At 71.3% G+C, this 13,147-nt stretch carries 13 protein-coding genes; 12 read left to right on the top strand and 1 reads right to left on the bottom strand.

Going from position 1 to position 13,147, the window contains the following annotated elements; translation table 11 throughout:
- The first annotated feature begins 129 nt into the window (after positions 1–129).
- From ACRDTB_RS20275 to ACRDTB_RS20230, 10 genes are read left to right on the top strand one after another with little or no spacing between them, the layout of a single operon-like run.
- Positions 130–1,377 (top strand): cytochrome P450, encoded by a 1,248-nt coding sequence (locus tag ACRDTB_RS20275; protein ID WP_431432483.1) that lies wholly within the window; start codon positions 130–132, stop codon positions 1,375–1,377.
- A complete protein-coding gene (locus tag ACRDTB_RS20270; protein ID WP_431432481.1) occupies positions 1,359–2,930 on the top strand; it encodes an MFS transporter in 1,572 nt (523 codons plus the stop codon). Before ACRDTB_RS20275 ends, ACRDTB_RS20270 begins: the two co-directional genes overlap by 19 nt.
- Positions 2,931–2,969: 39 nt before the next feature.
- Positions 2,970–4,070: a hypothetical protein gene (locus ACRDTB_RS20265; protein WP_431432479.1), complete on the top strand. Its 1,101-nt coding sequence runs from the start codon at positions 2,970–2,972 to the stop codon at positions 4,068–4,070.
- A 40-nt stretch (positions 4,071–4,110) separates the two neighbouring features.
- Positions 4,111–5,565, top strand: a complete 1,455-nt coding sequence (locus ACRDTB_RS20260; RefSeq protein WP_431432477.1) for an ethanolamine ammonia-lyase reactivating factor EutA — start codon at positions 4,111–4,113, stop codon at positions 5,563–5,565.
- Between the two features lie 14 nt (positions 5,566–5,579).
- Entirely contained in the window at positions 5,580–6,347 is a 768-nt protein-coding gene (locus ACRDTB_RS20255; RefSeq protein ID WP_431432475.1) for an SDR family NAD(P)-dependent oxidoreductase, read from the top strand.
- A gap of 55 nt (positions 6,348–6,402) precedes the next feature.
- Entirely contained in the window at positions 6,403–6,726 is a 324-nt protein-coding gene (locus tag ACRDTB_RS20250; protein ID WP_431432473.1) for a 2Fe-2S iron-sulfur cluster-binding protein, read from the top strand.
- Between the two features lie 3 nt (positions 6,727–6,729).
- Positions 6,730–7,557 carry a 3-methyl-2-oxobutanoate hydroxymethyltransferase gene (locus tag ACRDTB_RS20245; RefSeq protein ID WP_431432471.1) on the top strand — a complete coding sequence of 276 codons (828 nt, stop codon included), beginning with the start codon at positions 6,730–6,732 and terminating at the stop codon, positions 7,555–7,557.
- On the top strand, positions 7,557–8,417 hold the full coding sequence (locus tag ACRDTB_RS20240; RefSeq protein ID WP_431432469.1) for an alpha/beta fold hydrolase: 861 nt from the start codon (positions 7,557–7,559) through the stop codon (positions 8,415–8,417). Before ACRDTB_RS20245 ends, ACRDTB_RS20240 begins: the two co-directional genes overlap by 1 nt.
- The gene (locus tag ACRDTB_RS20235; protein ID WP_431432467.1) at positions 8,417–9,535 is read left to right on the top strand and encodes a zinc-dependent alcohol dehydrogenase; all 1,119 of its coding nucleotides are present in this window, start codon (positions 8,417–8,419) and stop codon (positions 9,533–9,535) included. Before ACRDTB_RS20240 ends, ACRDTB_RS20235 begins: the two co-directional genes overlap by 1 nt.
- A 1-nt stretch (position 9,536) precedes the next feature.
- Positions 9,537–10,208, top strand: a complete 672-nt coding sequence (locus ACRDTB_RS20230) for a 4-carboxy-4-hydroxy-2-oxoadipate aldolase/oxaloacetate decarboxylase (protein ID WP_431432465.1) — start codon at positions 9,537–9,539, stop codon at positions 10,206–10,208.
- A 64-nt stretch (positions 10,209–10,272) separates the two neighbouring features.
- Here the strand turns inward: ACRDTB_RS20230 and ACRDTB_RS20225 are convergent, their stop codons facing one another.
- Complete coding sequence (locus tag ACRDTB_RS20225) at positions 10,273–11,043, bottom strand: FadR/GntR family transcriptional regulator (protein ID WP_431432463.1); 771 nt, start codon at positions 11,041–11,043, stop codon at positions 10,273–10,275.
- A gap of 148 nt (positions 11,044–11,191) precedes the next feature.
- Here ACRDTB_RS20225 and ACRDTB_RS20220 point away from each other — a divergent pair, with 148 nt between their 5' ends.
- Both ACRDTB_RS20220 and ACRDTB_RS20215 read left to right on the top strand, forming a co-directional pair.
- Positions 11,192–11,974, top strand: a complete 783-nt coding sequence (locus tag ACRDTB_RS20220; protein ID WP_431432462.1) for an SDR family NAD(P)-dependent oxidoreductase — start codon at positions 11,192–11,194, stop codon at positions 11,972–11,974.
- Between the two features lie 37 nt (positions 11,975–12,011).
- Complete coding sequence (locus tag ACRDTB_RS20215; protein ID WP_431432460.1) at positions 12,012–13,139, top strand: MFS transporter; 1,128 nt, start codon at positions 12,012–12,014, stop codon at positions 13,137–13,139.
- Positions 13,140–13,147: the final 8 nt, after the last annotated feature.

The raw sequence follows: 13,147 nt of genomic DNA, 5'->3' as shown, positions 1-13,147 counted from the left end.
ACGCGCATCTCAATCACCAGCCAGGGTGCCCCGAAGAGCCGGACGGCCACTCCTCAGGAGCCACCAAGGGCAAGACCCGATCAGCCACATCCGGCCCTCCCGGGCCACCTAACAACTTACGGAGACCTGATGGCGGCGCAGTGTCCGGTGCGACCCGGTTCGTACAACCCGTTCGTCAACCCGCAGCGCGACGACCCACATCCGGTGTGGCACGCCGCGCGCGAGCAGCTGCCGGTCCAGTGGAGCGAGGTGCTGGTCGCCTGGGTCGTCACCCGCTACGACCTGGTCCGCCAGGCGGTCTCCACACCGGCGATCTTCCGCAACGTCGGGTCGACCGCACCGGTACGGCCGGTGCCGGCCGAGGTGACCGCGGTCCTGGATCGCGGCCTGCCGCTGGGGGAGCTGCGCTCCACCGTCGCCCGCGACGGCGACGAGCACCGGCGGATCAGGAAGTTCCTGGTCAGCGTGCTGACCCCGCGCCGTTTCGGCGGCATCGAGGAACAGTGCCGAAGCACGGCGAACCAGCTGATCGACCGGTTCATCGGAGAGGGAAAGGTCGACCTGGTCGAGGCGTTCGCCTACCGGCTCCCGCTCGCCGTGATCGTCGAGCTGATGGCCACGCCGCACGCCGACGCCGAGAAGCTCCACGACTGGAGCTCGAAGAAGATGGCGCTGCAGTGGGGCGAGCTCCCGCTCGAGGACCATCTGGAGGCGGCCGAGGCGTACCTGGAGTTCCAGGAGTACCTGCTGGCGGTGGTGCGGGACCGACGCGCGCGCCCCGGCACGGACGTGATCTCCGAGCTCATCGGCGTCCAGGTGGACGAGCGGCCGCTGACCGACGCGGAGATCGTCGGCGTCATGATGGGTTTCGTCGCCGCCGGGCACGAGACCACGATGAACTTCCTCGCCCTCACCGTGCTGCACTGCCTGGAGCGACCCGGTACCTGGCAGTCCCTTGTGGACGATCCGCGGCTGATCCCGAAGCTGGTCGAGGAGAGCCTGCGGTTCGACTCGCCGGCGCAGGCGATCTGGCGCACGGTGGGGGAGGACACCGAGCTCGGCGGGGTGGCACTCGCGGCCGGCGCGCGCGTGCTGCTGGTCCTCGCGTCGGCCAACCGGGACGCCGAGGTGTACGCCGACGCGGACGTCATGACCCCCACGCGCGACCACGAGTCGCCGCACCTGGCGTTCGGGCGTGGGGTCCACGCGTGCGTCGGCGCCGGGTTGGCCCGGCTGGAGGGCAAGGTCGCGCTGGCGGAGCTGACCCGCCGGCTGCCGGACCTCCGGCTTGCCGACGGGTTCACGCCGAGCTTCGCGCCCAATGCCGTGCAGCGGTTCCTGGACACTCTGCCGGTGGAATGGCACGTGGCTCGTTGAGTCGGGTCGCGGCTTCGCCTGGGCGCAAACGCGCGATCCAGGCGGTGTGCTCGTGCAGCATCTTCATGGTCATCATGGATGGCACGGTGGTCAACATCGCCCTGCCGTCCATCCGGGACGAGTTCGGCGCCTCGCTCGACGGTCTGCAGTGGACGATCGACGCCTACCTGGTGGTGGTGGCGAGCCTGCTGGTGTTCTCCGGCTCGCTCGCCGATCGCGTCGGCCGCCGCCGGATCTTCCGGCTCGGCCTGCTGGTCTTCGGGCTCGGCTCGGTGCTCTGCGGTCTCGCGCCGAGCCTCGGGCTGCTGATCGCCGCGCGGGTGGTGCAGGCGGTCGGCGGCTCGATGCTCAACCCGGTCGCGGTCGCGATCATCACGAGCGTGTTCACCGAACCGCGCGAGCGGGCCCGGGCGCTCGGCGTGTGGAGCGCGATGAGCGGGATCAGCCTGGCCGCCGGCCCGATCGTGGGCGGGCTGCTCGTCGACACGGCCGGCTGGCGGTACGTGTTCCTGATCAACGTGCCGGTCGTCCTCGCGGTGTTCGTGCTGACCGGCCGGCTCGTGCCGGAGTCCCGGCGGCCCGGGCGCCGACCGTTCGACCCGGTGGGCCAGGTGCTCATCGTGGTGGCGCTGGCGGCCGCGGTGTACGCGCTGATCGAGGGCTCACGGCACGGCTTCACCGCGCCGGACGTGCTCGCCGGTGCGCTCCTCGCGGTGGCCGCCGGGGTGGCGCTGCCGATCGTCGAGCTGCGCCGGACCGCGCCGCTGATCGACTTCCGGCTGTTCCGCAGCGCGCCGTTCAGCGGGGCGATCGTGCTGGCATTGACCGCGTTCGGCGCGTATAACGGCTTCCTGCTGCTGGCCACGCTGTACCTGCAGGACGCGCGCGGGCTGACCGCACTGCTGGCCGGGCTGTTCCTGCTGCCGGTGGCCGTCGTGATGACGCTGCTGCCCCCGGTGTCGGCGTGGCTGATCAACCGGTTCGGCCCGCGGCCCGCGGTCGCCGTGTCCGGGCTCGGGCTGCTCACCGGACCGCTCGTGCTGATGGCCCTGCACCTCGACGACAACCTCGTGCTGCTGTTCGCCGGCTTCGTGCTGGTGGGCGTGGGCCTCGGGATGGTGAACGCGCCGATCCTGCTGGCCGCCGTCGCGGGCATGCCGAAGGCACAAGCCGGGGTGGCGGCGGCGATCGCGTCGACCGCCCGGCAGGTCGGCGGGGCGCTGGGGGTGGCCATCGTCGGCGGCATCCTCGCCCAAGGGTGGCACGAACCGTCCGCGCGGACGTTCACCTCGGCGGCCGTGCCGGCCTGGGCGGTGGTCTCGTTCGGCGGCGCGGTCGCCCTCGTGGTCGGCATCGTCACCACCGGCCGGTGGGCGATGCGGACCGCCGACGCGGCCCGGGACCGTTTCATCCAAACGGCCGCGGGGAGCGTGGACGCCTTCGACTCGACCGAGGACACCGGCCCGACCACCGGCCCGACCACCGACCCGCCTGACGACGGGTCGACACGTGCTCCGGCCGGTGGCCGGTTGACCCCGGATCAGACCAGATAAGATGTATAATGGTAATACCATCAGTTCAGAGGAGTTCCGATGCCGATGCTGACCGGTCCGCAAGTGCGCGTCGCCGACCGCAAGTTTCTGATGGACCCCTACCTCGACTGGGCGGAGAGTCTCGGGTTGCCGATCCACGAGGACTTCTTCCTCAACCTCCTCGAACTCGAGGTCGCGCCCTGGGATCGGTCCGGGACGCGGGCCGCGGTGGTCCATGTCGGCGGGCGCGGCGACTTCGCGAACACCTTCCTGCACGCGATCGACCCCGGTGGTCACAGCGAGCGGCAGCAGCACCTCTTCGACGCAGTCGTGTATGTCCTGTCCGGACACGGCCGGACGAGCTTCGAGGTGGGCGGTGAGACGATCTCCTTCGAGTGGGGTCCGCGCAGCATGTTCGCCATCCCGCCGAACGTGAAGTACCAGTTCTTCAACATGACCGGCACCGAAGAGGTCCGGTACGCGCTGGCTACCGATGCACCGCTGCTGTTCAAGCTCTTCCGGAACGAGGAGTTCATCTTCGACAACGACGCCGACTTCTCCTACCGACTCTCCGCCGACGCCCGGGTCACCGGGGACGGCACGCTCATCCCGAACCTGCCGGGCCGGCACATGTGGGAGACGAACTTCGTGCCGGACCTGGGTTCGTTCGAGCTCAAGGAGTGGAAGGAACGTGGTGCCGGCGGGACCAACATCTCGTTCGTCCTGGCCGATGGCAGCCTGCACGCGCACGTGTCGCAGATCCCGGTCGGCACCTACAAGAAGGCGCACCGGCACGACGCCGGCGTACAGATCTTCCCGGTGACCGGCAAGGGATACAGCCTGGTCTGGTACGAGGGGGACGCGACCAAGCGTCAGGTCCGCTGGGAGCACGGGTACGTGTACGCGCCCGACGACGACATGTTCCATCAGCACTTCAACCTCAGCACCGAGCCGTCGCGCTACATGGCGACCATGTTCGGCAGCATGCGCTACCCGATGACCGACCGGAAGACCCGCATCATCCTCGGCGTGGACGTCGACGTCCGGGACGGCGGTGCCCAGATCGAGTATGCCGACCAGGATCCGGACGTCGACAAGCTCTACCAGGCCGAGTGCGAGGCGGCCGGCGCCCCTTATCTGATGGAGAAGTTCCTTGCCTGAGGGCGGCCACGTTCATCACCATCATCACCACCATGATCCGATGGTGGTGGACTACTCCGGCGACCTGACCTGGGAGCAGGAGACGATCGAGCTGTCCACGGTCGGCATCGACATCGGCTCGGCGACGACGCACGTGACGTTCGCCCGGATCTACCTGCAGCGGGTCGGCCAGTTGATGACCGACCGCTACACGGTCGTCAAGCGTGACGTCCTCGGCCAGTCGCCCGTCCGGCTGACCCCGTACCTGGACCGGGCCGACCAGGACGACATCGACGCCGCCGCCGTGCGCGAGCTGGTTCGGCGGTTCTACGCGGACGCCGGCATCCGTCCGTCCGATGTGGACACCGGCGCGGTGCTGCTGACTGGGGTCGCACTGCTGCGCCGCAACGCCGAGTCGCTCACCCGGGAGCTGGCCGCGTACGCCGGCGACTTCGTCTGCGCGGCCGCGAGCCATCACCTGGAGGCCGTGCTCGCCGCACACGGCTCCGGCGCGGTCCGCCACAGCGTGACCAACCCGGGTTCGGTGCTGTCGCTGGACGTCGGCGGCGGCACGGCGAAGTTCACCTGGCTGCGTGGCGGCCGGGTCGAGCACACCGCGGCATTGGGCGTCGGCGGCCGGCTGGTCGCCTGGGACGACACCCTGACCGTGCGCCGCGTCGAGTCCTATGCCGACCGGATCGCGTCGGCGCTGGGCGTGTCGCTGCGGGCCGGTGAGAGTCTCCCGCCGCATGCCCGGGATGAGCTCTGCGACGCGATGGCGTCGATCCTCGCGCAGGCGGTCGGCGGCGTGCTGACGCCGCTGGGCAAGGAGATCGCGGTAACCGAGTGGCCGGAGCCGGGCGAGCCTCCGGACACCGTCATCCTCTCCGGAGGGGTCGCCGAGCTCCTCGCCGACGGGGCCGCACCGGTCAACGACCTCGGCTGGGAGCTCGGCCGGCGGCTGCGCCGGAAGTTGGCGGACCGGTCGGTGTCCTGGCGGCTCGCGCCGTCGGCGATCCGCGCCACCGTGCTCGGCGCCGCCGGGTTCAGTGTGGACGTCAGCGGCAACACGGTGTACCTGAGCGATCCGGCGCTGCTCCCGGTGCGGGACGTGCCGGTGGTCACCGCCACGATCGACGTGGCCGACGCCGGCCAGGTCATCGAGGACATGCTCACCGCCGCGATCGACCGGAACCACGGGCTCGCCGGCCGGCCGCTGTGCCTGTACCTCGACCTCACCGGCCGGTGGGCCGGCTACCCGGAGGTCCGCCGGCTTGCCGACGCGATCACCGCGGTCCGGCGTCGCGCGGCCTTCGGCGGCCCGCTCGCGGTGGTGATGAAGCCGGACCTGGCCCGCAGCCTCGGCCGGATCCTCGACCGGGAATGCGACCTCTGCATGGGGCTGATCTGCCTGGACGGCATCACGCTCGCCGCGTTCGACTTCATCGACATCGGGGCGCAGCGCCGCGCCGTGCACCCGGTCGTGATCAAGTCGCTGGTGTTCGGCGGGGGCTGAGACGGATGGGAGCGATGGACTTTCCGAGCGACCGGCTGGACGGGCGGTGTGTCGTGGTGACCGGTGCGGGCAGCGGCATCGGGTTCGCGACCGGCCTGCTCGCGGCCGGCCGGGGCGCCTCGGTGGTCGCGGCCGACCTCGACGCGGACGGCCTGGCCGAACTGGCGGCCGCGGCGGCTGAGGCGTTCCCGGCGTCGCTGGAGGTGACCACCGTGCGGTGCGACGTGGCCGACGCCGGGTCGGTGGGGGAGCTGTTCGCCGCCGTGGCCGGCACCGGGACGCCGTTGCGCGGCCTGGCCAACTGCGCCGGCATCACCGGCGACCAGCCGTTCGACGAGCTCTCGCCGGAGCACTGGCAGCACGTGCTGGGCGTGAACCTGACCGGCTCGTACCTCGTGGCCCGGGCAGCCGTGCGGGCGATGGACCAGGACGGCGGTTCCATCGTGCTGGTCGGCTCGGGCACGACGAACACCCCCGCGGCCGGCCTGGCGCACTACATCGCGTCCAAGGCCGGCGTGATCGGGCTGGCCCGGGCGCTCGCCAAGGAGCTCGGCGGGCGTGGAATCCGGGTGAACACGGTCAGCCCGGGTCCCGTCGACACGCCGCTCCTGCGTGCCCGGATGTCCGACGAGGTGGTGGCGGAGCGGTCGCGGACGGCGCTGCTGGGGAGGTTGGGGCGGCCGCAGGACGTCGCGCTGATGATCGGGTTCCTGCTGAGCGACCAGAGCAGCTGGATCACCGGGCAGACGATCAACGTCAACGGCGGGACCGCGATGACATGAGCGGTGACACGAGCGGTGACATAAGCGGTGACATGAGCGGGGGGAGTGAGTGGCCTTGCCCAAGGTCGTATACGTCAGGCCGGACGGCACGCAGCGCGCGGTCGACGTGGCCGTCGGCCAGTCGGTGATGCGGGCGGCGGTGACCAACGGCGTACCCGGGATCGTCGGCGAGTGCGGCGGGAACCTGTCCTGCGCCACCTGCCACGTCTGGGTGCGCGACGAGTTCGTCGCCGCGGTCGGCGAGCCGCGGGACCTCGAGGACGACCTGCTCGACCTCGCCGTCGACGAGCGGCGTGCCGGCAGCCGGCTCGGTTGCCAGATCGCCATGACCGAGGACCTCGACGGGCTGACCGTCGACATCCCACCACAGGAGGCGTGACTCGTGGACGAGGTGACCGACACCGTGACCCTGGCGGACCTACTGCGGTCCAAACAGGAGGGACGCAAGAGCGTGGGCGTGGTCGTCTGGGACTACCAGCTGGCCCGGATCGTGGACCGTGTCGGGGTCGATCTCGTCTCGGTCGGCGACACGGTCGGGGTCAACCTGTGGGGCCAGGCCAACCCGCTGGAGATCACCCTGGACGAGGTGCTGGTCGTCTGCCGCGCGGTGCGGCGCGGGGTGCGGCGGGCGCTGTTGTCCTGCGACCTGCCGTTCGGCCCACTGCAGCGCGGCACCGAACACGCCGTCGACGCCGCGATCCGACTGGTCAAGGAGGGCGGCGTCGACCTGGTCAAGCTGGACGGTGCGGGCGACTATCCCGAAGCCGTCGAGGCGATCACGCGGGCGGGCATCCCGGTCTTCGCCCAGTTCGGCATCACCCCGCAGACCGGGCTGCGGTTCGGCGTCGCCTACAGCGCGACGCCCTCGGCGGCCACCCAGGTGCCCGCCGAGCTGACCAGTGAGCTGGTGGCCACCGCCAAGCTCCTGGAGGAGGCCGGCGCCGTGCTGCTCGACTTCACCAACTCCGGCCCGGTAGCCGGCCCGGCCGTGGTGCGGGAGGTGGCCGTCCCGGTGCTCGGCGGGTTCGGCGGCGGCCCGTGGCTGGACGGCCGGATGCGGCTGGCGACGGCGGCGATCGGCTACCCGGAGTCCAATCTGGACAGCCCCGCGGAGACGTACGCGAACGTCGCCCGGGTCGCCCTCGATGCGATCTCGGCCTACGCCGAGGATGTCCGTGCCGGCCGCCAGATCCGCGGCGGGGTGCGTTGATGCCCACGACGGTCGTCGACGGGCTCGCCACGCGGTACGAGGTGGTGGGGTCGGGGCCGCCGATCCTGATGTACTCGCCGGGCGGCTTCGACTCCACGATGGACAGCTGGCGCACGGTCGGCGTCTACCGCCGGCTCGACCTCGTCGAGCGGCTCAGTCCGGGGTGCACGCTGATCATGTTCGACCGACGCGAGTCGGGCGGCTCCGGCGGGCGGGTGCAGCGGATCACGTGGGCCGACTACGTGACGCAGGCCGTGGGGCTGCTCGACCACCTCGGGATCGACCGTGCCCACCTGATGGGTGGCTGCGTCGGCTGCTCCTCCGCCGCCGCGACCGCCGTGGCACATCCGGACAGGGTGGCCGGCATGGTCCTGTTCTCGCCGGCCGGCGGCGTGAAGTACCGGATGAAGCAGCATGAGCGGTTCGCCGCCCACCTCGCCCACGTCCGGTCCGACGGCCTCGACGGGGTCGTGGCGCTGGCCCGCTCGCACGACCGCGGGTTCAGTGTGGACGGAAGGGTCGGCCCGTGGGTGACGGCGATCCGCACCGACCCCGCGTTCGCGGCCGAGTACGCCGTCCGGGACGTCGGCGCCTACCTGACCACGGTGACCGGCATGGCGCGCACCTTGTTCGACCGCGACACCGTGCCCGGACCCGAGCCGGAGGACCTGCTCACGCTCGACATCCCGGCACTCGTCGTTCCCGGGCAGGACGAGTCGCATGCGCCGTCGGCCGCGCGGTACCTGCAGGAGTGCCTGCCCCGCGCGGAGTACTGGGACGTGCCGGTCGCGGAGCAGACCGAGACGACGGCACCGGCGCGGATCCTGGAGTTTCTGCGACAGTACGGTTTGGAGGGTTGATGGGTGACACGGTGTTGGCCGCCGTCCGAACGGCGGCCCGGAGGACCGAGCTGCGGGACTTCCCGAAACCGGAGCTCGGCGAAGACTCCGCGCTGCTGAAGGTCGAGGTCGCCGGGATCTGCGGCACGGACGTCAAGATGTACGACTCGCCGCCGTTCGGGGAGCCGGTCATCATGGGACACGAGAACGTCGGCATCGTCGCCGATGCCGGGCCCGCCTTCCTCGCCCGGCACCGGCTGGCGATCGGTGACCGGGTGTTCGTCGAGCACTACGTCGGCTGCTACAGCTGTGCGTGGTGCCGGGCCGGGCAGTACCAGCACTGCGAGGCCACCGACTGGCGGACGAACCCGGACGCCCGGCGGTTCGGCTACACCACGTCGGAGAACCCGGGCCGGTTGTGGGGCGGCTTCTCCGAGTACATGTTCCTGCCCTGGAACGCCGTGCTGCACAAGGTGCCCGACGGGGTGGACACCGAGCTCGCGGGACTGGTCACGCCGCTGGCCAACGGCATCGAGTGGGCCCTGGTGGACGCGGGCGTGCGGTTCGGCTCGACCGTGCTGATCCAGGGACCCGGGCAGCAGGGTCTGTCCCAGGTGGTGGCCTGCAAGCGGGTCGGCGCACGGAACATCATCGTCACCGGGACCGCGCGGGACCGGGCGAGGCTGGACCTGGCACAGGACCTCGGCGCGGACCACGTACTCGACGTCGGCGACGGGGACCCGCTCGAACGGATCCGCTCGTTGACGGGCGGTTCGGGCGTGGACGTCGTGCTGGACTGCACGGCCCGGGCCGGGACCGCGCCGGTCCTGCTCGGCATCGAGGCGCTGACGCGCCGCGGTGGGACCCTGCTCGTGCAGGGTGAGCTGGCGGCGTTCCCCGACTTCCCGATGAAGAAGGTGACCGAGAAGGCGATCACCATCAAGAGCGCGCGGGGGCACAGCTACGCCTCCTGCGAGCACGCGCTGGAGCTGCTGCGGTCGGACGGTCACCGGCTCGAACCTCTCACCACACACCGGTTCCCGCTCAGCGGTGTGGACGAGGCGATCCGGACCCTCGGTGGTGAGACGGATGCCGAGGATGTCATCCACGTGTCGTTGATGCCCTGGCTGGGGAGGTGACATGTCGGTCGTGGTGACCGGGACGACCCGGTGTGAGGCGGGCCCGCGCGACGAGCTCGGCACGATCGGCGTGGCCACGATCCATGAGGCGCAGGGGCGGACCGGACTGCTGGCGCACCGGCTGCGACCGATCTACTCGGGCGCGCATGTCTCCGGGACGGCCGTCACGGTCAGTGTCCCGCCCGGCGACAACTGGATGATCCACGTCGCGGTGGAGCAGTGCCAGGACGGCGATCTTCTCGTGGTGGCACCGACGTCACCGTGTCACGACGGCTATGTCGGCGAGCTGCTCGCCACGGCGCTGCGTGCCCGCGGCGTACGCGGCCTGGTGATCGACGCCGGCTGCCGCGATGTCCGGGAGCTCACCGGCATGGCGTTTCCGGTCTGGTCCCGTTGTGTTTGCGCGCAGGGGACCGTGAAGGAGACGCTCGGGTCGGTGAACGTGCCGATCGTCTGCGCCGGCGCGGCGGTCGAGCCGGGTGACGTCGTGGTGGCCGACGACGACGGGGTCGTCGTGGTGAAACGGGACGCGGCCGGCGAGGTGCTCGCGGCCGCGAAGGCGCGCGAGGTCAAGGAGGCCGCGGCCCGGGAGCGCTACCGCGCCGGCGAGCTCAGCCTGGACGTGAACGACATGCGCGAACGCCTGGCACGCAAGGGTCTGCGCTACGTCTGACCGACTCGCCGTGTCGGCTACGTCAAGGTCATTTGCCGGGTGCTCGCCAGGTACGGGGATGGGATTACGTACGACGCGTTGGTGCGGCCGGGTGGGGCGGGTGAGGGGCCGCGTCGGCGAGGCGGTCGGCGGTGCGTGTGAGGTGGGCCCGCATGATCCCCGTGGCCGCGTCGGTGTCCTTGGACTCGATCGCGGCGACCAGTTGGAGATGCTCCTCGGTGCCGCGTCGGCCCATCTCCGGCGCGGACGCGGCGGCGGCGTCGAGTGAGGCGAGCAGCGGCCCGTGGAAGCTCTGCACGAGCATCTCCACGGCGGCGTTGTGGGTGCAGCCGGCGAGGCGCGTGTGGAACTCGGCGGACAGCTTCGTGGAGTGGTGGTGCTCGGCGAGAGCTGCCTGTTGGGCCCGGCAGATCTCGGTGAGCGCGGCGATGTCGTCCGCGGTGGCCCGCTCGACGACGAGCGGGATGAGGCTTACCTCGAACACCATGCGTGTCTCGGTGACATCGGTCGCACTCAGCGAGCTCAGCGTGAGCAGGTCCGCGATACCCTCGCCCACCCGGTCACTGCTCGGTTCGGAGACGATCGCGCCGCCCCGGGCGCCGACCCGGATCTCGACCAGGCCGGTCGCCTCGAGGACCCGCAGGGCCTCGCGCACGGTCACCCGGCTCACGCCGAACCGACCGCACAGGGCACGCTCGCTCGGCAGGCGATCGCCCGGCTTCAGCTTGCCCTGCCGAATCAGCAGCCGCACCTGTTCGATGATCACCTGGGAGATGCGGCCGACGCTCACCGGGCTGAACATCTCGCCAGGATCGGAAACCGGCTCGGCGTCCATGTGTCCTCCAGGTACGGTCGCCACCGAGTTCAGTGACAACTCAACCTTAACACCCTGTGGTCTAACCGATGGTCCAAGCGGCCGCTTGACTTCGACGCCCCTTCGAGGCAAGTATCAGCTAACGGTAAGACCAATGGAGCGTAGATACGTGGGACAAGCCGCTCTGCCATCAGGTCGTACGACCTATCCCGACCTGATCCGGCTCGACGGTCAGACTCAGGTCGTTCTCGGCGCCGGGCAAGGCATCGGCCGAGAAGCCGCTCGGGCGCTGAGCCAGGCCGGCGCGACGGTGGTCTGTGTCGATGTCGACTCCACCCGGCGCGCGGCGGTGGTGCGCGAGACGGATGGCATCGACATCGGCGCCGACGTGACCCGGCGCGACGATCTTCGGCGGGTCGCACGAGAGGCGAAGCAGGCCACCGGACGGCTCGACGGGGTGATCGACGTGGTCGGTCGGGCCCTGTGGAAACCCTTGCTCGAGACCGATGAGGACGATGTCGCGTCCCAGTTCCAGGTCTCGTTCGGACACGCGGTGCCGGTTCTGCAGGAGCTCGCCGACGCGTTCACCGCCGGCGGTGCGGTCACCTTCGTCACCTCGCTCGCCGCGCACTCCGGGGCTCCCGGCGCGGCGCTGTACGGCGCCGCGAAGGCCGGGCTGGTGTCGCTGGTCCGTTCGGCGGCGGTCGAGCTCGGCCCGGCCGGGGTGCGGGTGAACGCGGTCAGCCCCGGATACACGCGCACGGCGAGGTCGCGGCCGCTGCCCGCGGCGGAGCTCGCCCGGCGGGTCGGTCGCGTCCCGCTGCGTCGGGTCGGAACGGCCGCGGACATCGCCGCCGCGCTGCTGTACCTGCAGTCCGGTCTCGCCGGCTTCATCACCGGGCAGGTGCTGGTCGTCGACGGAGGCGTCAGCACTCGGCCGACCTATGAGTAGGCCCTCCCGGGACACGGTCGCGTCGTGCACTGCCGCGGTGATCTTCTCGACCGCACAGGGGCTGAGCGCGGTGGCCCTGCCGTTGCTCGCCCTGCAGGCCGGCTACAGCGCCGTCATGGTCGGCGTGCTGACCGCGTTGTCCGCGGTGGCCCAGCTGGCGTGCCGGCCGTTCCTCGGCCGCGTGATGCGCGTGGTTCCCGACTGGACGCTCCTGTTGTGTGCCGCCGTGTGCCTCGCGCTGTCGAGCGGCATCGCGGCGATCTCGGCCGCGCTGGTTCCCTTCGCCGTCGCCCAGGCGCTGCAAGGCGTCGCCCGGGCGTGCTTCTGGACCGGCAGCCAGACCCACGTGGTTCGCGGACCCGGCTCGTCGTTCGGCGCGCTGGCTCTGGTCAACCTGCACGCCAACGGCGGTGCCCTGCTGGGCCCGCTGCTCGCCGGGTTCCTGTCCGGGCGGCTGTCGATCGTCGTCGCGCTCGCCGTGGGCGCGGCCATCTCGGCCGCCGGCATCGTGCCCGCGGTGGCGCTGGACCGGCTCCCGCCCTTCGCGCCACGGGCCGACCGGGTGGCCCGGCCGCGTGCCTGGCGCCGCCCCGGCGTCGACGTGGGCTGCTGGGCCGGTGTGTCGGCCGGCGCCTGGCGAGGTCTGATGAGCTCCTACGTTCCGGTCATCCTGGTCACCGCCGCCTACTCCGAGACGGCCATCGGCGTGTTCGTCGCGGTCGCGAACGGCGCGACCCTGCTCGGCTCGGGCCTGTCCGGCCGCGTTCGACACCGCTGGCTCACCGCGTTCTACGCGTTCTGCACGCTGGCCACCGGCATCGCGACGATCGCTGTCGCGGTGATCGTGGGGGCGCCGGTCGTCGTGGCCGCCGCCCTGTTGCTGGCCGGGCTGGGCGCCGGGGGCCTCCAGACGATCGGGCCGGCGATCGCGAGCGATGCCGTCGAGCCCGAGGAGCGCGGGGACGCGATCACGGTGAGCGGCACCTTCCGCGCGGCCGCGCTCTTCGTCGCGCCGTTGTTCGTCGCCGGGCTGGTCACGGTGCTGCCGGTCGCCGCCGCACTGGGTGCCGCCGGCGCGGCCATGCTCGGTCCGGCGCTGGCGTCTCGCCGGCTGCACGCCCACCTCCGGTCGGAACCCATTGAGGAGACAGATGGTGTTCGGTAGAATAGTCA

This window comes from Actinophytocola sp., assembly GCF_050699935.1.
Lineage (GTDB): Bacteria > Actinomycetota > Actinomycetes > Mycobacteriales > Pseudonocardiaceae > Actinophytocola.
This window is presented reverse-complemented; position numbering and strand designations above follow the sequence as displayed.

Bases quoted from the DNA above. Each gene is read 5' to 3' on its own strand.
- ACRDTB_RS20275 (WP_431432483.1), top strand. From the start codon at position 130: ATGGCGGCGCAGTGTCCGGTGCGACCCGGTTCGTACAACCCGTTCGTC.
- ACRDTB_RS20270 (WP_431432481.1), top strand. From the start codon at position 1,359: ATGGCACGTGGCTCGTTGAGTCGGGTCGCGGCTTCGCCTGGGCGCAAA.
- ACRDTB_RS20265 (WP_431432479.1), top strand. From the start codon at position 2,970: ATGCCGATGCTGACCGGTCCGCAAGTGCGCGTCGCCGACCGCAAGTTT.
- ACRDTB_RS20260 (WP_431432477.1), top strand. From the start codon at position 4,111: ATGGTGGTGGACTACTCCGGCGACCTGACCTGGGAGCAGGAGACGATC.
- ACRDTB_RS20255 (WP_431432475.1), top strand. From the start codon at position 5,580: ATGGACTTTCCGAGCGACCGGCTGGACGGGCGGTGTGTCGTGGTGACC.
- ACRDTB_RS20240 (WP_431432469.1), top strand. From the start codon at position 7,557: ATGCCCACGACGGTCGTCGACGGGCTCGCCACGCGGTACGAGGTGGTG.
- ACRDTB_RS20235 (WP_431432467.1), top strand. From the start codon at position 8,417: ATGGGTGACACGGTGTTGGCCGCCGTCCGAACGGCGGCCCGGAGGACC.
- ACRDTB_RS20230 (WP_431432465.1), top strand. From the start codon at position 9,537: ATGTCGGTCGTGGTGACCGGGACGACCCGGTGTGAGGCGGGCCCGCGC.
- ACRDTB_RS20225 (WP_431432463.1), bottom strand. From the start codon at position 11,043: ATGGACGCCGAGCCGGTTTCCGATCCTGGCGAGATGTTCAGCCCGGTG.